We start from the raw sequence: 18,802 nt of genomic DNA on the forward strand, positions 1-18,802 counted from the left end.
TGCGTTGCGCCGAAACGGTAAAGCCCCGATAGTGGCGGATTTCTGCGAGAGCGCTGGGGTCTTGAATCTAGGCTGTACGGACGAAGCTGGCGTTCGCTGAGGCAGCGCGATCAGGAAAAGTGCTCGCGCTGCTTTCCGAAAAAGATGGGGAGTAGAATTTATCTGCGCATGAACTTCTGGCGAGCTTCACGAGCGATATTGTATCGCAGTTCAAGGCGAGCGAGTTCAGCCATCGCTTCCTTCCGTTCAGGCCCGTTCGCAAGCGTGGCAAGATGGCTCTGATGCGCAGCCATCTTCTTTTTGAGTTCGATTTCTTCGGGCACGACACCGGCTTGAGCCATAATCCGGAACCCCGCAGCTTCTCCCGCATCCACAAAAGCATCCGCTGAGCGATCAGGCAGTGGTTTGCCCTCGCCTTCAAGACCTTCAAGCTGACCTTGTAGCTTCGCCTTCTGTATCTGGCGCTCGATGAGTCTCTGAAGATTTCGGATCATGCTGACCAATAGCACAGTGTTAAGGTAACGGATACTACGGGCTCGAAGCGGACGTTGCGGCGGCGGCGTCTTGGCCTGAGCTGCAAAACATCTGGCAAGGGGCTTGCGTGACGCCCTGCCCCTTTATCCACTAAGATGCGCCTTCGCGCTAAAGGTTCTTTATTCCAGATCTTGCGACGTCAGGGCGCGGTGAATTTCACGGCGCACCAGTTTGCGGACGTTGCGGGTGATCCGTTCACCCAAGGCCCCCTGCAGCTCTGTGCGGACGATTTCGGACACCAGATCACGCAACATCTCTTCGTCCAGATATTCATCCGGCCCGAAACCGTGCGTCGCATCATCATCCTGCGCCGTTTCGACCTGCGCGTCGGTGGTATCGGTCACAGTCGCATCTGCTGCGGTCACACGGGTGGCAAAGGGGCCGTCCACAACACGATCTTGGGGTTCGGTACGCTCTTGGGATGCATGGGGCTCGACAGCATCGTGCCACCCCATATCCTTGTCCAGCAGAGCCTCTTCCGCATCCTTTGGGGCGACATCGGACACAGGCGCGCCGGTGGCGTCGAATTCGACGTCGTCTTCCCAGGCCATCGCGGGGTCTTCGCTGCCGGAATAATCGCTTTTGCCGGGCTCGTCAGGTTCCCAGTTTTCGGGAATGCGGCTGATCGCTGTTTCGAGGGCAGCGATTTTCGCGCTCAACCGGTCCGGCGTCGGTGGCACGTCATCGACCAGCTCGGATGAGCCAAGGTTGAGCATATCGGTGGAGTATGCCGCGGCACGTGGCGCGCTAAAGGCCAACTTGCGCGGCGGCTCGGCCGTATCCTGCGGCTTGCCATCCCCTGCGGGCGTGGCGAACTGGGCGCGAAAACGCGGTTCGCGGCCGGAAATAAACTTAAAATCTTCGGCAACTTGATTGCGATCCGAGGCGGACAAATCCGCCGCCTCGTCCGCCTCAACGTCCGCATCCATGTCCTGCATCGCATCCTGATAGGACGCCGACCGGGGCTGAACCGCCTCTGGCTTCGCCTCTTTCCGAGGGGCGGCCACAGGCGCGTCATTGGACACGCGCAAAGACGGCGTCAGCACAAGTTTCTCTTCAATCGCGGGCGCTTCCGACGGCTTCTGCGCCGGTTTGCGATCTTCTGAGACCAGACGGCGGATCGAAGACAGCACGTCTTCGACCTCTGCATTTGTGACGGTTTCGGACATATTTAATCACCACTCGTTCTTCGCGAATAGTCTAACCCGAAGGTTGGCTTCTCACAATGGGGGTGGTGAAAATGTCAGTCTTTTTGCAGCGCCTTCAGCACACGATCCAACTGCTTCCCCTCTTTGGAGTATTTTGTCGGGCCGTCCTTAACCATATTATAATAGGCGGATGGATCATAGATTTGCACCGGCAGTTTCAGGTCCTGCGCGGTCAGCTGACCCGTCGCGGAGAGCACGGAATAGGCCGCAACATAAAGCTGCGATTGCGCTGATACACGGGCAGAACGGGCGTCGAGCAAGGATTGCTCTGCGTCCAGCACATCAAGTGTGGTGCGCGCGCCCAAGCTGGCTTCCTCGCGGATACCGTCAAAGGCGATCTGTGCGGCGCGGACCTGACGCTGGGAGGCTTCGATCTGCGCCCGGGCAGAGGCAAGCCCCGCATAGGCATCGCTGACCGCACGTTCCACGTCTTTTACCACCACATGCAGATTGCCGCGCTGTGCGTCGCGCTGCGCCTGGCTCTTGCGAACACCGGCCGACAAGGCACCGCCTTGATAGATCGTTTGCCCGACCTGAAAGCCGATCGACCCGCTGCGTGTCGAGGCTTGGGAATCAAACGTTTCGGTCAGACCGTAAGACCCCTGCACCGAGACATTGGGCTTCAGCGCGGTTTCGTTGCTGCGTACCAGCAGATCGGCAGCCGCGACCTGGTGCTGGACGGTCAGGATATCGGGGTGCTGACGCACCGCCAGCGCCTTGGCCGTCGCGATGCTGTTGGACAGTTTCGGCAGGCTTGGTGGCGGGCTTAGACGACCGGGCTCGCGCCCCACGGCTACCTTGTAATAGGCTTTCGCGCTGATGAAATCGCCCTGCGCACCGGCAAGATTGCTGCGTGCGGCGGCCAGCTCTGCTTCAGCCAGCGATACGTCGGTGCGGGTCACCTCCCCCACTTCGAAACGGTCACGGGCAGCCCGCAATTCCTGCGTCAGAACCCGCACGTTATTCTCGGCCAGAGAGACAAGCTGCTGCGTCTGGATCACGGTCATATAGGCATCAACCGCGCGCAGCAGAATCTGCTGTTCGGCGCTGACCAGCGTTTCGCGCGTGGCAAGCACGGTTTCTTTTGCCGCCTCGATCGAATAGCGCGACGACCCGAAGTCATAGACCAGCAGCGACGCCACAAGGTTCACCGATGTCGTCAGTGAATCGGTAGAGCTTCTGAAACCCGCCGGGATATTGCTGGTGCCCCCGCTAACCGACCGGTTATAGGATTGTGTCAGGTTTCCCGTCCACTGTAGCACCGGCTTGAGCGCGGATTTCGCGATCGCCACATCTTCGTCTGCGGCGCGCAACACGGCGCGGTTCTGGTCCAGCAGGCCCGAGTTGTTATAGGCCCCGACCAGCGCATCGGCCAATGTCTCTGCCTGTGTGTCCATCGGTGCCAGCAGCCCCAAACCGACGCAGGACGCCGCGATCATGCTGCGGACGGACCGCATCTTGCCCGTATTCATCATATTTCACACTCCATCGGTGTCACTGCATCTGCCGTCATCTGCAGCAGTTCTGATAGCTTAAAGCTGGAATTCTTTCGCGCGGGTAAACCCGTCCAGGACAGGGGCGGCGGCGTTGAAACTTTTGCGCCAGCTGATGCCACGTTCGCTTTTGTAGCCCAATCGCACCTCGCCCAGGGGGCCGTCCATGAACAGGCAAGCGATCCGCCCGCCGTCCTTGAGCTGCGCCAACAGCGCTTCGGGCACGTCAGCCACGCCGCCTTGCACGATAACTACATCATAGGGCCCATGTTGCTGTGCCCCATCAGCCAGCGGGCCGTGGTGTACGATGACATTGTCGATATCCGCGTTGATCAGGGTTTCCTGCGCTTCTTTCGCCATCTGCTCGTCATCCTCGACGGCGACGACCGCTTCGGCCATATGTGCGATCACGGCAGAGGAATAGCCGTAGCCACAGCCGATATCGAGCACCAGCTCGTCATTCTCGACCCCAAGATCGTCCAGCATCTTGGCCAGCGTCCGTGGCTCAAGCAGCACGCGTCCTTCGCCCAAGCTGATGTTTTCGCCCAGATAAGCTGCCTCGCGGCGGGCCACCGGCACAAAATCCTCGCGCGCCACCTTGAGCATCGCATCAATGATCGGGAACTTGGTAACATCCGAAGGGCGCACCTGAGTATCAACCATCATGGTGCGGCGGGCTGTGAAATCTGTCATCAGCTAAACTCTTTCGTTCAGTTATTTGTCTCGTGAGATGCCACATCACCGCCCGCCGGGCAACGGCCAGTCGGGTCAATAGGCGCAATTTTCCGTGTTTGGCGGATAATACGGTTAAAACATAGAGGATGCCATAGCCACGACGCATGGCGCGCGCGGTCAGCCTGTGAGAAACGTAATTTAGAGAGGGAAATATAGTGGAGGCGAGTAGGAGAATCGAACTCCTGTACACGGATTTGCAATCCGCTGCGTAACCACTCCGCCAACTCGCCTCGGCCGCGATGACGCGGCTGGCACATGGGCCGCTGGCCCCTATGCGTTTGGCGCTTATCCCGATTTTCTGGGGAAATGTCTAGCCCAGTTTAAAGCAAAACGGCGGGAAAAATATCTCCCGCCGTGAAATGGTCAATTACAGGGAAATGACGGGCTTGTCGTCTTCTTCGGGCGCGTCGAGCTGCAGGTGGTGATCTTCGAGGATCAGGATGTTTTCCGCCCCCACAACCGCGCTTTTGGTTTTGTAGCCGATGACGTCTTCGATCTCCATCTCGGGGTTACGCGCCATCAGGATCGTCTCTTCGGACGAGAAGTTGGTCAGCCCGCGGGCGAACTCGTTCCCCTGCTCGTCATAGACGTGCAGCACGTCACCTTTGGAGAATTCGCCCTGAATCGATACCAGATCATCACGCTGCAAGCCGCGTTCCTTGGCGGTGATCGCGCGGACAGCCTCGTCCGTGACGACCAGCGTTCCGGCAACCTGCAAACGGTTGCTTAGCCAGATCATCAGCGGCGACGCGGCCTTGGCCGACGCCAGACAACGGGTGTGGCGGCGTTCGTTGTTCAGTACCGAGGAAATCGGGCGCTCGATGATACCGTCGGCGATGATCGTCTCGACACCGGCGTTCTGTGCCATATTGGCCGCCAGCATCTTGGTCAGCATGCCGCCGCTGCCCAATTCGCTGATGCTTTTGGTGGATTCGAGGTGTTCGGACACATCTTCGATTTCCTCGATGAACTGGGCACCGGGTTCGGAGGGGTCACGGTCATACAGGCCTTCGACGCTGGTCAGGATGATCAGGTGATCGGCCTCGACCATCTGGGCCACCTTGGCGGAGAGACGGTCATTGTCGCCCACTTTCAGGTCGCGTGTGGCGATGGAATCGTTCTCATTAATGATGGGCAAGATCTGGTTTTCAAACAGCCGCAGCATGGTGTTCTTGATGTTCAGAAAGCGGCGACGCTCTTCCATGTCTTCGACGGTCACCAGCATCTGCGCCACGTCAAAATTGTATTCATTCGCAACCTGACGGTAGGCGTTCATCAGCAGGGGCTGACCACAGGCGGCCGCCGCTTGCTTGTCCAGAATACCGGCCTCTTCGGGGCGTTTCCCGATCATGTTCAGGCCAAGCGCGACCGAGCCTGACGAGGTCAGGATGATCTCGTATCCCTGGTCCTGAAGGTCCCCCAAATCCGCCATGAGACCGTTCATGAAAGCATAGCGCAATGTCAGCTTTTCTTCATTGGCCAACAGGCTGGATCCGATTTTAACGACGATACGTTTCTTCTTGGACACGGGGAGATTTCTCCGGTTTATTGTTAAATTTCAACGCGTCATCCCGCGCGACACAGAATGCCGCAACGCAGAAAAACGCTGTGATTCGGGGATGTATAACATGTGGACACCAAGCATTTGCAACCGCCAAGCTAGGGCGCGCGGGATTACGCCACGCTCAGCCCGTGGTTTTCAGCCCTTCTAGCGCGGTACGGGTCGCGGCGGGAATCTCGGTCGGGCGGTGGTCGTCGCGGTTCACATAGACATGCACAAAGAACCCTTCGGCAGAGGCGTTTTCCTCGTCGTTCCGGAACAGGCCCAGCTCCATCCGGACGGAGCTTTTGCCAAGCTGCGCCACCCGCAGCCCCGCTGTCACGCGGTCGGGGAAGGCCATCTCTCCGAAATAGCGGCAACCGGTTTCCACGACGAGCCCGAAGGCGGGGCTGGTCTGCGGGTCCAGCAGGCCCCGTTCGATCAGCCAGCCGTTTACGGCCGTGTCAAACAGCGCATAGTGCACGACGTTGTTCATATGCCCATAGGTGTCATTGTCGTTCCATCGCGTCTGCAATGGATAGAAATCCGCGAAATCGGCACGGGTGGCAGCGGGTGCGCGGGCGGCCATTACCAAGCCGCCTCGTAGATCGCCTGAGCATCGGCCTGTGTCACCTCGCGCGGGTTATTCACAAGCAGACGGGCCTGCACCATCGCGTCTTCGGCCATCTTGGGGATCGCGGACCGGGGGATATCGACATCGCGCAAGCGCGGCGGCAGCCCAAGCCGCTTGGACAGATCCGTCAGCGCATCAACGAAGGCGGCGGTGCGGGCCTGACCGCCTTCGACCTCTGCCAGGTCGGGGAAGGCATCGGCAGCGATCTCGGCATAGACACTGCCCGCTTGGGGCGCGTTGAAGCGCAGCACGTGGGGCAGCACCAGCGCGTTGGACAGCCCGTGCGGGATATGGAAGGTGCCACCGATGGGATAGGCCAGCGCGTGTACCGCCGCGACGGGCGCATTGGCAAAGGCTTGCCCTGCCAGCATCGACCCGAGCAACATCGCGCCGCGGGCCTCTAGATTGCTGCCATCTGCGACAACGGTTTCGATATTGGCCCCCAGCAGGCGCAGCGCCTCGCGGGCAAGTAGCTTGGACACAGGGTTGTTGTTGGCATTGACCGAAGCATAGGATTCGATCGCGTGCACCATCGCGTCAACGCCTGTGGCCGCGGTGATCGACGCGGGCAGACCGACGGTCAGGGAGGCGTCCAGAATGGCCATGTCTGGCAGGATCACGGGCGAGGAGACACCGCGCTTTTCCTCTGCCCCGACGGTGATGATCGACACAGGCGTGACCTCTGACCCGGTGCCAGCGGTGGTGGGAACCAATACCAGCGGCAGGCGCGGCCCCTTGGCCTGCCCTACCCCCCAAGCGGCATCCAGATCCTCGTCAGAGCCAAGCAAAAGCGCCACAAGCTTGGCCACATCCTGCGAAGACCCACCGCCAAAGCCGATGACTCCGGTCGCACCCGCGCTGCGCCCTGCCTCTACCGCGCGCATCAATGTCTCGCGCGAGGGGTCGGCCTCTACATCATCAAAGACGGTGACCTGATGACCGGCTTTCTCAAGCGCATCGATGCAAGAGTCGCACAGGCCAAGTTTGCGCAAACCTGGGTCGGTGATCAACAGGCACGTCTTGCCCAGCAACCCGCCTGCCAGCGCGGCGATACGCACGGCGGCCCCGTTTTCGAATACGACGGATTTTGTGGTGTTGAATACAAAAGGGTTCATATGCCCGCGCCTCTCCCATAGCTGGCTGCAGCGTTCCTCCGCGCTGCGACTTGGGGGCATTAAAGGGAATTATCCTGCACGCGCATAGCCGTTATTTCGGTTACTTTTTTCGCTCTGCGAAACTGAGGTAAGAGCTTGGCCCGCTACGCAACCTATGTGGATAACCGCCCTGCGCGATTGGGTTTTTCGACGCGGCAACCAGTGCCTGCGTGGATAACTCGGGCGCGTTTGACAAATCAGACAAGCCGTCGGGCCCTTCAGGGCAAGCGGCGGACTTCGTTGGTCTGGCTGCGCAGATACTCCATCACCGCGGGACGTACCGATTGATCCCCGCGATCACGTGAGGCGTGGATCACCTCGCGGATTTCCCCCAGATCAGAGCGGTGCAACATGCTTTTGACCGGCCCGATGGACGCGGGACGCATGGACAGCGTTGTGATCCCGATGGCAGCAAAGCACAGGGCCTCTATCGGGCGGCCCGCGTCCTCGCCACAGAACGACAGTGGCGTACCGGTTTCGCGACAACGGTCTACGATGTTCTCTAGGAAGGTCAGGAAACTGACGTTCAACGTGTCATAGCGACGGCGCACCAGCTCGTTCTCGCGGTCGGCGGCAAAGAAGAACTGCTTCAGATCGTTGCCCCCGATCGACAGGAATTCGACCTCTTCGAAGAACTTCGTCGGGGCAAAGGCCAGCGACGGGGTCTCCAGCATCGCGCCCACTTCGATTTGCGACGGCAGCACATGGCCCAAGCGCGCCTCGCGGGCGAGCGTCTTGTCCATCTCGGCACGGGCGGCGCGGTATTCTTCGAACTGCGCGACAAAGGGGAACATCACCGACAAGGGGCGCCCGTTCGCCGCACGGATCAACGCCTGCAATTGCATCCGCATCATGCCCGGTTTGTCCAGCCCGACACGGATCGCACGCCAGCCCAAAGCGGGGTTCGGTTCGTCGTTGGGCTTCATATAGGGCAGCACCTTGTCCGACCCGATATCCAACGTCCGGAACACCACACGTTTACCCGACGCGGCATCCAACACACGGCTATAAAGTGCGGACAGCTCCGACCGTTTCGGCATTTGGCTGCGCACAAGGAACTGAAGCTCCGTGCGGAACAGCCCCACCCCTTCGGCCCCAGACCCGTCAAGCGAGGGAAGATCCGCCATGAGACCCGCGTTCATATGCAGCCCGACCCGCGTGCCGCATTTGGTGATCGCCGGTTTGTCGCGGATCGACGCATAGCGTTCCTGCGCCTCGGCCTGCATCGCGATTTTGTCGCGGAAGGCAGAGGCAACGGTTTCCTCGGGGCGCAGATGCACCACGCCCTGTTCGCCGTCCACCATGATCCGGTCGCCGTTCAGCGCATCATTGGTCACGCGGCTGGCATGGACGATCAGCGGGATCGCCAGCGCCCGTGCGACAATCGCGGCATGGCTGCCAACCGATCCGCCCTCCAGCACGATACCGCGCAGAGAGCGGCCGTATTCCAACAGCTCAGCCGGTCCGATGTTGCGCGCCACCAGAATAGGGTCGGTGGGCATCTCGGCGCCCGTGTTCGACCCCTGCCCTGTCAGGATGCGCAGCAAGCGATTGCTGAGGTCATCCAGATCGGACAGACGTTCGCGCAGATAGGCGTCGGCGGCCTGCCCCATACGGGCGCGCGCCAGAGATTGCTCTTTCTCGACAGCCGCTTCGGCAGACAGGCCACGGCCGATGTCTTCCTCCATCCGGCGCAACCAGCCTTTGGAGTTGGCGAACATCCGATAGGCTTCAAGCACCTGTTGCTGGTCCTTGTCTCCCCCCGCCATCGCCATCATCTGATCCACGCTGACGCGCAAATCATCGACCGCCTCGTTCAGGCGTGCGGTTTCACTTGCAGGGTCATCGGCCACAAGCTTTGACACAACAACGCGCGGCTCGTGCAGCCAGACGTGGCCCTCGGCCACGCCCTCTTGCGCTACGGTGCCGCGGATCAGAACCGCCTGACTGTGCCGCGCCGACATCGCGGCCCCCTCACCGACAAAGGCCCCCAGCTCGGTCATTTCGGCCAGTACCATGGCGACCACTTCCAGCGCATAAACCTCGTCAGCCGAGAATTCCCGCGCGGCCTTGGATTGCACCACCAGAACGCCCAGCATCTCTCCCAAGCGCTGCACCGGTATACCCAGAAAGCTTGAATACAGTTCTTCGCCCGTTTCCGGCATAAAGCGGAAACCGGGGGCCTGCGGGGCATTTGGCGTGTTGATAATACGTTTGCGTTTGGCGACGCGGCCGACCAGCCCCTCGCCCATCTTCATGCGCGTCTCGTGGACCGCATCGGCCTTCAGCCCCTCGGTCGCGCAAAGCTCTAGCGTGTCTTCATCGCGGAACAGGTAGATAGAGCAGACCTCGCAGCCCATAGAGGACGCGATCAGATGCGTGATCTTGTCCAGCCGCGCCTGCCCTGCATCATCACTGGCCATGGCATCGCGTAAGCGACCCAACAGCTTGCGGCTTTCTGTCTCTATCCCATCAGCCATGTGATCATTTCCCCCCGGCGATGCCAGCTTAGATCACAGGCGTCCCAAAATTGAAACGCCTGATATCATTGACATCTATCATCTGCTCCCCGAGGCCGGAAGATGCGTTTTCCCCTGTTGCGGGAAAACGCTGTGATCTTCGCAGATGGGGTGCCCGGGAATTAGGCGCGTTTGTCCAGCTCGAACGCGTCATGCAGCGCCTGAACGGCCAGCTCCATGTATTTGCGGTCGATCAGAACAGAGATTTTGATCTCGGAGGTGGTGATGACCTTGATGTTCACACCCTCGTTCGACAACACCTGAAACATCTTCGCCGCAACGCCGGTGTGGCTGCGCATGCCGATCCCCACGACCGACACTTTCGCCACATCGGTATCCGCGATCAGATCGTCGAAATTCAGCTCGCCCGATTTTTTCGCGGCATCAATCGCGACTTCCGCGCGTTTGATCTGATCGACGGGGCAGGACCACGTCATATCGGTGCGCCCCTCTTCCGAGATGTTCTGAACGATCATATCGACGTTCACGCCACCATCGCTGAGCGCGGTGAAGATCGCGGCGGCAATGCCGGGGCGATCCGCGACCGATACCAGCGTCATCTTTGCTTCGTCACGCGAAAACGCGATACCGGATACTACATTGCTTTCCATAATTTCCTCCTCGGCGCAGACCAGCGTTCCAGCCTCGTCTGATTGTTCCTCAAAACTGCTCAGCACGCGCAGCTTGACCTTGTACCGCATGGCCAGTTCGACCGACCGGGTTTGCAAGACCTTGGCCCCCAGCGACGCCAGTTCCAGCATCTCTTCAAAGGCGATCTTGTCGAGCTTGCGCGCCTTGGCGCTCACCCGCGGGTCGGTGGTGTAGACCCCGTCCACATCAGTGTAGATATCGCAACGCTCTGCATCAAAGGCGGCGGCAAAGGCGACGGCGGTGGTGTCCGACCCGCCACGCCCCAGCGTGGTGATCCGGCCCTCGGGGGAGACGCCCTGAAAGCCCGCGACAACCGCGACGCGCATGCCTTCGCCGAATTTCGCCATGATGTTTGCAGGCGGAATTTCTTCGATCCGGGCCGAGGAATGCGCGGAGGTCGTCTTGACTGGCACTTGCCAGCCTTGCCAACTGCGCGCCGGTACGTCCATTTCCTGCAAGGTCAGCGCCATCAGACCCGCGGTGACATTCTCCCCCGAGGAGACGACAGCGTCATATTCGCGCGCGTCATATAGCGGAGAGGTTTCGTTCACCCAGCCGACCAGCTCGTTCGTCTTTCCCGACATGGCGGAAACGATGACGATCACGTCATAGCCCTTGGCCACTTCAACGCCCACGCGTTTGGCCGCGCGGCGGATACGGTCCAAGGTGGCCACCGACGTGCCACCAAACTTCATCACCAGAACAGGCATATGTCCCCCGTTGCAAAACTCCGGCGCGGTGTACGCGCAAGCGCCGCCCTTAGCAAGCCCGCAGGCCGCTGTCGTAACGCAGGGAAATTATGTGTGAACCGTAAGTTGCAAGGTGACGCGGCGGGGTATCCGCCCGCCAAAGGTCGCCTGCGACCCGCCGTCTATGACGTGGTGCGCTTGGCCCGAAACGGCAGCGGCGTCAGCGGGATACCCTCTTCGATCAGCGCGACGGCTTCGTCCAAACGCGCCTCGCCATAGATCGAGCGGTCGGGCGCATCCCCGATGTGGATGGCACGGACTTCACGCACGAAATCATCGCCCACATATTCCGAGGAGGTTTCGACCTCTTTGCGCAGCGCCTTCAGCGCCTCTTCCAACGCGCTTTGAGGTTTCGATAGCACCGGCACTGCGGCGTCCGGCTTTTGACCATCCTCACCGCGGTTCTCGCGGCGCTCGCCGGTTGTGACACGGGGGGCCATCATGCCCTTGGTCACCTTGGTCGACCCACACAGCGCGCAGGTCAGATGCCCCGCCTGCGCCAGCGCATCAAAGGCGGCGGCAGATTTGAACCAGCTTTCAAACTGGTGGTCCTGATCACATTTCAGCGAAAACTTGATCATCGCGCCCGCAGGCATCCTCTCGTCGTTAAGATATTTTAAAAATGGGGGCGCAAGCCGGTCCCGTCAAGCGGCTCAACTCCGCCCGCGCGGATCGAAGTCCCGGATCATGCGCGCCAGCTCGGGCTCTGACACCATTTTGGCGGCCTTCTTGCGCGACATCCACTTGCGCCGGCGCTGGCCGGCTTCGGGGTATTTATCGGCGGTGATCTTGACCTCTACGGGATAGAGCATGGCCACCACCGGCAACATCTCTCCGTCGTCCATTTCCTTTGTGTAGGAATAGACGCCAAGGCAGCCGCCCGTGACCCGCCCGCGCACGCCCGCTTCTTCCCATGCCTCGCGCGCGGCGGCGGCACCGGGGGTTTTGGCATCCATCGGCCAGCCTTTCGGCACAATCCAGCGTTTCGCCCCCCGAGACGTGATCAACAGCACCTGCACCTTGCCTTGGCGCACGCGGTAACACAGCGCGGCGAACTGTGTTCGCACCTCTCCCTTGCGGGCACCTTGCAGTGATATGGGCAGCTGTTTCATGCGGGGCATTCTGTCTCCGGGGTGGTACGACAACAAAAGCCTACCCGTGCCGTGATGACAAGACCAGTCGCCCTTGCACGCCCCTACGGCATGGCGGATACTGCGGGAATGAAACGTTTTTTGCCGCTCATTTTTGCAGCGCTGCTGCCCACCCTCGCGCAGGCAGAGCAGCCTTCGGTGACGGTCTTTGCGGCCGCCAGCCTGCGCGGTGCCCTAGACGAGGTCGCGCGCGGCTATGACGGCGATGTGGCGCTGTCTTTTGGCGGGTCCGGCACGATGGCACGGCAGATCGATGCGGGTGCCCCTGCCGATGTGGTCTTGCTGGCCGCACCGGTCTGGATGACATGGCTGCGGGATCGCGGCGCGGTCAAGGCTGACGCGGTGATTGATCTGCTGGGCAATTCGCTTGTGCTGATCGCCCCCGCAGACAGCGATGTCGCGCCGGACCCCACCGATCTGGCGGGTGCCCTTGGCGATGCGCGGTTAGCGATGGGTCAACGGGACGCCGTGCCCGCCGGTATCTACGCGCGCGAATGGCTTGAGGCGACCGCACAATGGGAGGCGATCGCCCCGCATCTGGCAGAAACGGATAACGTGCGCAGCGCACTGGCTTTGGTCGCGCGGGCAGAGACGCCTTTGGGCGTGGTCTACCGCACCGATGCTTTGGCCGAACCGCAGGTCCGCATCCTTTACGATATACCGCAGGACACACACAGCCCGATCACCTACCCCGCCGCCGCGCTTACTGACAGCGGCGCGGCCTTCATGGCGCATCTGCAGTCCGACGACGCCCGCGCGGTCTTTGCCCGCCACGGTTTCAAGCCGCTGCCCGAATGACCGCAGACGCCGCCGCCTGGGACGCGCTGCGTCTGTCGCTTTGGGTTGCAGTTTGGGCGACGCTGCTGGCAATCCCGCTGGCGCTTTGGGTGGCGTGGCTGCTGGCGCGGCGGGATTTCTGGGGCAAGGCGCTGCTGAATGCCGCCGTGCATCTGCCGCTGGTTTTGCCGCCAGTGGTCACGGGATATCTGCTGCTGATGGCATTCGGGCGGAACGCGCCCTTGGGCCGTGCACTGGACACCATCGGATTGCAACTGGCGTTCCACTGGTCCGGCGCGGTGCTGGCGGCGATCATCATGGGGTTCCCCTTGATGGTCCGTGCCATGCGGCTGGCGATAGAGGCGGTGGATCCCAAGCTTGAAGACGCCGCCGCAACCTTGGGTGCCCCCCGCGTAGCGGTTTTCGCCCGTGTCACGCTGCCCCTCATTTTGCCGGGTGTGCTGGCGGGGACCGTGATGGGCTTTGCCAAAGCCATGGGCGAATTTGGCGCCACGATCACCTTTGTCGCCAATATCCCCGGCCAGACGCAAACCCTGCCAAGCGCCATCTGGGCCGCCTTGCAGATACCCGGCGGCGAGGGTCAGGCGGTGGCGATGGTGCTTATGTCTTCGGCCATCGCGGTCAGCGCCGTGCTTCTGTCCGAGTTGCTCGCCCGCCGCGTTGCCAAAAGGATCGCGGGCACATGACGCTTTCACTGTCCCTGTCGCACCGCTTTGACGGCTTCGCGCTGGACCTCGCGCTTGAGGCCGGGCCGGGCATCACCGCGCTGTTTGGCCGGTCGGGGGCCGGAAAATCCACCGTGATCAACGCCGTTGGCGGCTTGCTCCACCCCGACCGCGGGCGCGTCGTGATCGAGGACGAGGTGCTGCTGGACACCGAGGGCGGCATCTATGTCCCGCCACATAAGCGCCGCCTTGGCACCGTGTTTCAGGACGCCCGGCTGTTCCCGCATCTCAGCGTGGCGCAAAACCTGATGTTCGGTGCCCGCTATGCGCCGCGGGGCAGCAGCGGCCCGTCTCAACGCGACGTGGTGGCACTGCTTGGGCTAGAGACATTGCTCGACCGCGCGCCTGCCACGCTATCAGGCGGCCAAAAGCAGCGCGTCGCCTTGGGCCGCGCCTTGCTGAGCCACCCGCGCATGTTGCTGATGGATGAACCGCTCGCCAGTCTGGACGGGCCCCGCAAGCAAGAGATTTTGCCTTTTCTCGAACGGCTGCGCGACGGGCCGCTGGGGCTGCCGATCCTGTATGTCAGCCACGCAGTGGACGAGATCGCGCGGCTGGCCGATACGCTGGTACTGATCCAGAACGGACAGGTCCAGGCGCAAGGCCCGCTGTTCGATGTCATGGCCGATCCCGCCGCCGTGCCCCTGCTTGGTGTCCGCGAGGCGGGTGCCGTGATCGAGGCGGATGTCCTTGAGCATGGCAATGACGGGATCACGACCCTGCGGATCAGCGCCGGAGAGCTTGAGCTGCCCGGCGTGCATGCCGATGCCGGTGCCCGCGTGCGTCTGCGGGTGCTGGCCCAAGACGTGATCCTGTCCCTGACCCGCCCCGAGGGGCTGAGCTCGGTCAACGTGCTGCCCGTCACGGTCGAGGCGGTTCACCCGGGCGACGGTCCGGGTGCGGCCATTGCCCTGCGTGCGGGGCGTGACCGGTTGCTCAGCCGTGTGACGGCCCGCGCTGTCGCCGAGCTTGGCCTGACACCGGGCATGACCTGCTATGCGATCCTCAAGGCCACCACGGTCGCGCCGGGCAGTATCGGGCGCTAGGCGATCTTGCGCAGCCCGACCTTGGCGCGCAGCCGTTCGACCAGTTCTTCGTGGGGGACATCCGCATCAATCGCCAGCTTGCGTAGCCCGAAATGCACATGGGCCATATCTTCGTAATAGCTGGTATAGGCATAGTTGGTCGCCGCACCGGCCACCGCCCCCAGCACCGGCACCGCCTGCGCGGCCAGCTTCTGCCCCAAGACCAGCGCCAGACGCGGAGCCACTTTGGCAATCACCGCCTGCATGGCGCGCCCGCTTAACGCGACCCGTGCAGATAGGAACGCCAGATCGGCGCCGTCATCCTCGGACAAGGGCCCCGCGGCGCTGAACACCTGCACGCAATCGAACTGCACATTCTCGGCATGGGCATCAAAGCCGTGCTCCACCGCCACCCCCTGAATAACGCGGAGCAGCAAGGTCGTCGTCACCGGCAGTTCTGCCAGTGCCGTGGGCAGGCCACCTGCGCCGCCCGCCGCCCCCATCGCCGCGCTGACCGCCTGGTTCAGCCAGCTTTTCTGGTCCGGCACCATCGACCGCGTCGACGTCGCTGCCTTCATCGCCTGGCCCAATGCCTTGACGGTGGCGCTTTCGAGGTTGCGGCGCACGGGCGAGGGAAGCTTGTCGATCAGCCCCTCGGCGCTGCCGCCGATGACGTTCAACACATTGATACCCACGCCGCCCGCGCTTTTGTAGCGCTTGGCGATCTGGTCCAGCCGTGCCTCTACGTCAATGGTGCTGGGTAGGTTGCTTTCAATCTGCATGGGGTGGGGCCTCCGCCTGTTTGGCTAGAATGTGGGCCATCCCGCCGCCGCTTTCAATGTGGCCAAGCGGTGACATCGCCCGCGATGCCCTCCCACGCGCCATCGACCAGCGCACGGCCCAACACCCGTTCAGGGTTCGTTGGCGGCGGCATCACCACATCGGTCAGCAAGGTAAAGCCGAAGCGGTTATAGTAAGGCGCATCCCCCACCAGCATCACGCGCGACCACCCCAACGGGGCCGCTTGCGCCAGACTGCCCTCGATCAGCAAGGCACCCAAGCCTTCGCCCTGCCGCGTCGGGTGCACGGCAACGGGGCCCAACAACAGCGCGGCATGGGCACCGATACAGATCGGCCAATAGCGTATGGCCCCGGCAAGGATACCGCCCGCGTCACGTGCCACATGGTTCAGCCCCGCCACCGGCGGCACCCCGTCGCGCAGGCGATAGGACGACAACGCCTCGCGTCCCGGCGCAAAGCAGGTGTCGTACAACGCTTCGACTTCCCAGTGATCGGCAGCCGTCTCGGGGGTAATATGATACAAGGCGTGGCCCTCTGGACGGTTTTCCTGTGGCGCTGCCTTTATCATGGCGCTAGCCATAGGTGCAAACCATGAGGAGAGTTTGATGTTCTACCGCCCGCAAGACGGCCACCCCCTGCCCCATAACCCGTTCAACGCGATCGTCACCCCACGCCCGATCGGATGGATCTCCACCCGCGATGCAGACGGGAACGACAATCTGGCCCCCTATTCGTTTTTCAACGGGGTCGCCTATACGCCGCCGCAGGTGATGTTTGCCTCTACCGGGACCAAAGCCGATGTGGACGGGACCAAGGACAGCATGGCCAACATCCGCGAGACCGGCGTCTTCTGCGTGAACATTGTCGAATACGCGATGCGCGACGCGATGAACGCCTCCTCTGCGACGCTGCCCCATGGCGCGGATGAATTCGGCCACGCTGGCATCGAAAAGGCGAGCTGCGACCAGATCAACTGCGCCCGTGTGGCGACCGCCCCTGCCAGCCTGGAATGCCGCATGACCCAGATGGTCAAGATCGAGGGAGAGAATAACTTTGTCGTCTTCGGCGAGGTCGTCGGCGTCCATATGCGCGACGATTGCATCAAGGACGGGCGCTTCGACGTGACGACCTACCAAGCGCTGTCCCGCTTGGGCTACCGCGATTATGCCCGCGTGACCGACGTGTTCGAGATCATCCGCCCCGACGATTGATCCCGCCACATCCCGAAAAGCGAAAAGCCCCCGATGCGGACTGCATCGGGGGCTTTTTGTTTCCCTCGGTCGGGCGGTTTAGTGACCGCCGAGAATGCCGGTACGGACCTGATAGTTCGCCGCGATCTCGTAGTCGGGATCATCGTCGCTATCGATCATCAGGTGCCCGGCCTTCTTCAGCAAACGGTGACAATCGCGGCTGAGGTGGCGCAGCTGGATGCGCTTGCCCGCGCCTTCGTATTTCGCGGCAATCGTCTCGATCGCTTGCAGGGCGGATTGATCCACAACGCGGCTGTCTTCGAAATCGACGATCACCTCGCTGGGGTCGGCCTTGACGTTAAAGAGCTCAGCGAAACCTTCGGACGACCCAAAGAACAGCGGCCCCTGAATCTGGTAGACCTTGGCCCCTTCAGGTGTGGTGTATGTCTTGGCGTGGATGCGACGCGCATTGTTCCACGCATAGGCCAGCGCCGACACGATCACACCGACGACCACCGCGACCGCAAGGTCTTCGTAGACGGTGACGACGGTGACCAGCAGGATCACGAAGGCATCGGTCAGGGGCACTTTGCGCAGGATCCCAAAGGAGTTCCACGCGAAGGTGCCGATCACGACCATGAACATCACCCCGACCAGTGCTGCCAGCGGGATCTGTTCGATCAGTGGCGCGCCGACCAGAATGAACAGCAGCAAAAAGACCGCAGCCGCAATCCCCGCAACCCGCGTGCGCCCGCCGGATTTCACGTTGATCATGGACTGACCGATCATGGCGCAGCCGCCCATACCGCCGAAGAAGCCGGTCACGGTATTGGCCACGCCCTGCGCGATACATTCCTGGCTGGCTCCGCCACGGGTGTTGGTCAGGTCGCTGACAAGGTTCAACGTCAGCAGCGATTCAATCAGGCCGATGGCCGCAAGGATCACCGCATAGGGCAGGATGATATACAGCGTCTCGAGCGTGAAGGGTGCCAAGGCGGTGCCGTACAGGCCGACACCTTCGCCAAACGGCATGTGGAACGTCGGAAAGCCGCCCTCGATCGAGGCCAGATCGCCGACCCGTGGCACATCCATGCCTGTCGCGATCACCAGAATGGCGATGATGCCGATGCCTGCCAGCGGTGCGGGGATCAGCTTGGTGATGCGCGGCATGACCCAGATGATCGCCATCGTCGCGGCTACCAGCGCCAGCATCAGGTAAAGCGGCCCACCCGACAGCCATTCGCCACCCGACATGCCGTGACCTGTATCAACCATCGTGCCCGGCACTTTGAACTGGCCCATCTGGGCAAGGAAGATCACGATGGCCAGACCGTTCACAAACCCCAGCATAACAGGGTGCGGCACCAGCCGCATGAACTTGCCCCATTGCATGACACCCGCGAAGATCTGGATCAGCCCCATCAGCACGACCGTGGCGAAAAGATATTCAACACCGTGCTGGGCGACCAATGCGACCATCACAACCGCCAAAGCCCCCGTCGCCCCCGAGATCATCCCCGGACGCCCGCCGATCAACGCGGTGATCAACCCCACCAGGAAGGCCGCATAGAGGCCCACCAACGGGTGGACCCCCGCGACAAAGGCAAAGGCAACCGCTTCGGGCACAAGGGCCAGGGCGACGGTCAGCCCCGACAGCAATTCGATGCGCAGCCGCGACGGAGAGAACCCCTCTCCCGGCATCCATCTCAGGTCGGTCACATCAAGATTTTTGGTAAAACTACGGAACGTGGTACGCGCCATCGGGCATCCTTCGGGTCAAATCGCATCAATAAGTCGGAAAGGTCTTTGCGGCCTCCTAGCTGAAACGTGAACAAAATGGAAGCCACGCGACGGCGCGGGCCGGATTTGAGGCTTTCCCTACGGGCCAAGCTTGA

At 61.8% G+C, this 18,802-nt stretch carries 18 protein-coding genes and 1 tRNA gene; 4 read left to right on the forward strand and 15 right to left on the reverse strand.

The genetic code is table 11. The features are described 5' to 3' along the window. Positions 1–158: 158 nt before the first annotated feature. The 12 genes from ACNQ62_RS10665 to ACNQ62_RS10720 all read right to left on the reverse strand — a co-directional run bounded on the left by ACNQ62_RS10665 (position 159) and on the right by ACNQ62_RS10720 (position 12,329). Complete coding sequence (locus tag ACNQ62_RS10665) at positions 159–494, reverse strand: DUF1992 domain-containing protein (RefSeq protein WP_039912143.1); 336 nt, start codon at positions 492–494, stop codon at positions 159–161. A gap of 159 nt (positions 495–653) precedes the next feature. Further along, a complete protein-coding gene (locus ACNQ62_RS10670; RefSeq protein WP_418094855.1) occupies positions 654–1,703 on the reverse strand; it encodes a hypothetical protein in 1,050 nt (349 codons plus the stop codon). 74 nt (positions 1,704–1,777) lie between these two features. Beyond that, complete coding sequence (locus ACNQ62_RS10675; protein ID WP_418094856.1) at positions 1,778–3,217, reverse strand: TolC family outer membrane protein; 1,440 nt, start codon at positions 3,215–3,217, stop codon at positions 1,778–1,780. A gap of 57 nt (positions 3,218–3,274) precedes the next feature. After that, a complete protein-coding gene (locus ACNQ62_RS10680) occupies positions 3,275–3,928 on the reverse strand; it encodes a protein-L-isoaspartate O-methyltransferase family protein (protein WP_289080035.1) in 654 nt (217 codons plus the stop codon). Between the two features lie 198 nt (positions 3,929–4,126). Then, positions 4,127–4,200: transfer RNA gene (locus ACNQ62_RS10685), tRNA-Cys, on the reverse strand. Positions 4,201–4,337: 137 nt separating this feature from the next. Further along, entirely contained in the window at positions 4,338–5,498 is a 1,161-nt protein-coding gene (gene proB / locus ACNQ62_RS10690) for a glutamate 5-kinase (RefSeq protein ID WP_005849359.1), read from the reverse strand. 157 nt (positions 5,499–5,655) lie between these two features. Further along, positions 5,656–6,099, reverse strand: a complete 444-nt coding sequence (locus tag ACNQ62_RS10695) for an acyl-CoA thioesterase (RefSeq protein WP_037966265.1) — start codon at positions 6,097–6,099, stop codon at positions 5,656–5,658. Beyond that, a complete protein-coding gene (locus ACNQ62_RS10700; RefSeq protein WP_418094857.1) occupies positions 6,099–7,259 on the reverse strand; it encodes an iron-containing alcohol dehydrogenase in 1,161 nt (386 codons plus the stop codon). The genes ACNQ62_RS10695 and ACNQ62_RS10700 overlap by 1 nt, the downstream gene beginning before the upstream one ends. Before the next feature lie 257 nt (positions 7,260–7,516). Further along, positions 7,517–9,778 carry a phosphoenolpyruvate--protein phosphotransferase gene (gene ptsP / locus ACNQ62_RS10705; protein ID WP_418094858.1) on the reverse strand — a complete coding sequence of 754 codons (2,262 nt, stop codon included), beginning with the start codon at positions 9,776–9,778 and terminating at the stop codon, positions 7,517–7,519. Positions 9,779–9,939: 161 nt separating this feature from the next. Then, a complete protein-coding gene (locus ACNQ62_RS10710; protein WP_005849367.1) occupies positions 9,940–11,178 on the reverse strand; it encodes an aspartate kinase in 1,239 nt (412 codons plus the stop codon). 161 nt (positions 11,179–11,339) lie between these two features. Next, positions 11,340–11,813, reverse strand: coding sequence for a DUF1178 family protein (locus ACNQ62_RS10715; protein ID WP_418094859.1), 474 nt, complete (start codon positions 11,811–11,813; stop codon positions 11,340–11,342). 57 nt (positions 11,814–11,870) lie between these two features. Further along, positions 11,871–12,329, reverse strand: coding sequence for an NUDIX hydrolase (locus ACNQ62_RS10720; RefSeq protein ID WP_005849371.1), 459 nt, complete (start codon positions 12,327–12,329; stop codon positions 11,871–11,873). Positions 12,330–12,437: 108 nt separating this feature from the next. Between ACNQ62_RS10720 and modA the strand changes: the two genes are divergently transcribed. The 3 genes from modA to modC are packed head-to-tail and all read left to right on the forward strand — an operon-like array spanning position 12,438 to position 14,937. Continuing rightward, positions 12,438–13,166: a molybdate ABC transporter substrate-binding protein gene (modA, locus tag ACNQ62_RS10725; RefSeq protein WP_418094860.1), complete on the forward strand. Its 729-nt coding sequence runs from the start codon at positions 12,438–12,440 to the stop codon at positions 13,164–13,166. Further along, entirely contained in the window at positions 13,163–13,852 is a 690-nt protein-coding gene (modB, locus tag ACNQ62_RS10730; protein ID WP_418094861.1) for a molybdate ABC transporter permease subunit, read from the forward strand. The genes modA and modB overlap by 4 nt, the downstream gene beginning before the upstream one ends. After that, positions 13,849–14,937: a molybdenum ABC transporter ATP-binding protein gene (modC, locus tag ACNQ62_RS10735; RefSeq protein ID WP_386168280.1), complete on the forward strand. Its 1,089-nt coding sequence runs from the start codon at positions 13,849–13,851 to the stop codon at positions 14,935–14,937. Before modB ends, modC begins: the two co-directional genes overlap by 4 nt. Here modC and ACNQ62_RS10740 read toward each other — a convergent pair. Then, positions 14,934–15,698: an EcsC family protein gene (locus tag ACNQ62_RS10740; protein WP_005849379.1), complete on the reverse strand. Its 765-nt coding sequence runs from the start codon at positions 15,696–15,698 to the stop codon at positions 14,934–14,936. The genes modC and ACNQ62_RS10740 overlap by 4 nt on opposite strands. Positions 15,699–15,751: 53 nt before the next feature. After that, entirely contained in the window at positions 15,752–16,285 is a 534-nt protein-coding gene (locus tag ACNQ62_RS10745) for a GNAT family N-acetyltransferase (RefSeq protein ID WP_009825105.1), read from the reverse strand. A gap of 37 nt (positions 16,286–16,322) precedes the next feature. On the opposite strand from ACNQ62_RS10745, the gene ACNQ62_RS10750 reads away from it, so the two are divergent. Next, positions 16,323–16,928, forward strand: coding sequence for a flavin reductase family protein (locus ACNQ62_RS10750; protein WP_418094862.1), 606 nt, complete (start codon positions 16,323–16,325; stop codon positions 16,926–16,928). A gap of 78 nt (positions 16,929–17,006) precedes the next feature. Here ACNQ62_RS10750 and ACNQ62_RS10755 read toward each other — a convergent pair whose 3' ends face one another. Continuing rightward, the gene (locus tag ACNQ62_RS10755) at positions 17,007–18,668 is read right to left on the reverse strand and encodes a SulP family inorganic anion transporter (protein WP_005849385.1); all 1,662 of its coding nucleotides are present in this window, start codon (positions 18,666–18,668) and stop codon (positions 17,007–17,009) included. Positions 18,669–18,802 lie beyond the last annotated feature (134 nt).

Source organism: Sulfitobacter sp. SBS6, assembly GCF_048285585.1.
Classification (GTDB): domain Bacteria; phylum Pseudomonadota; class Alphaproteobacteria; order Rhodobacterales; family Rhodobacteraceae; genus Sulfitobacter; species Sulfitobacter pontiacus.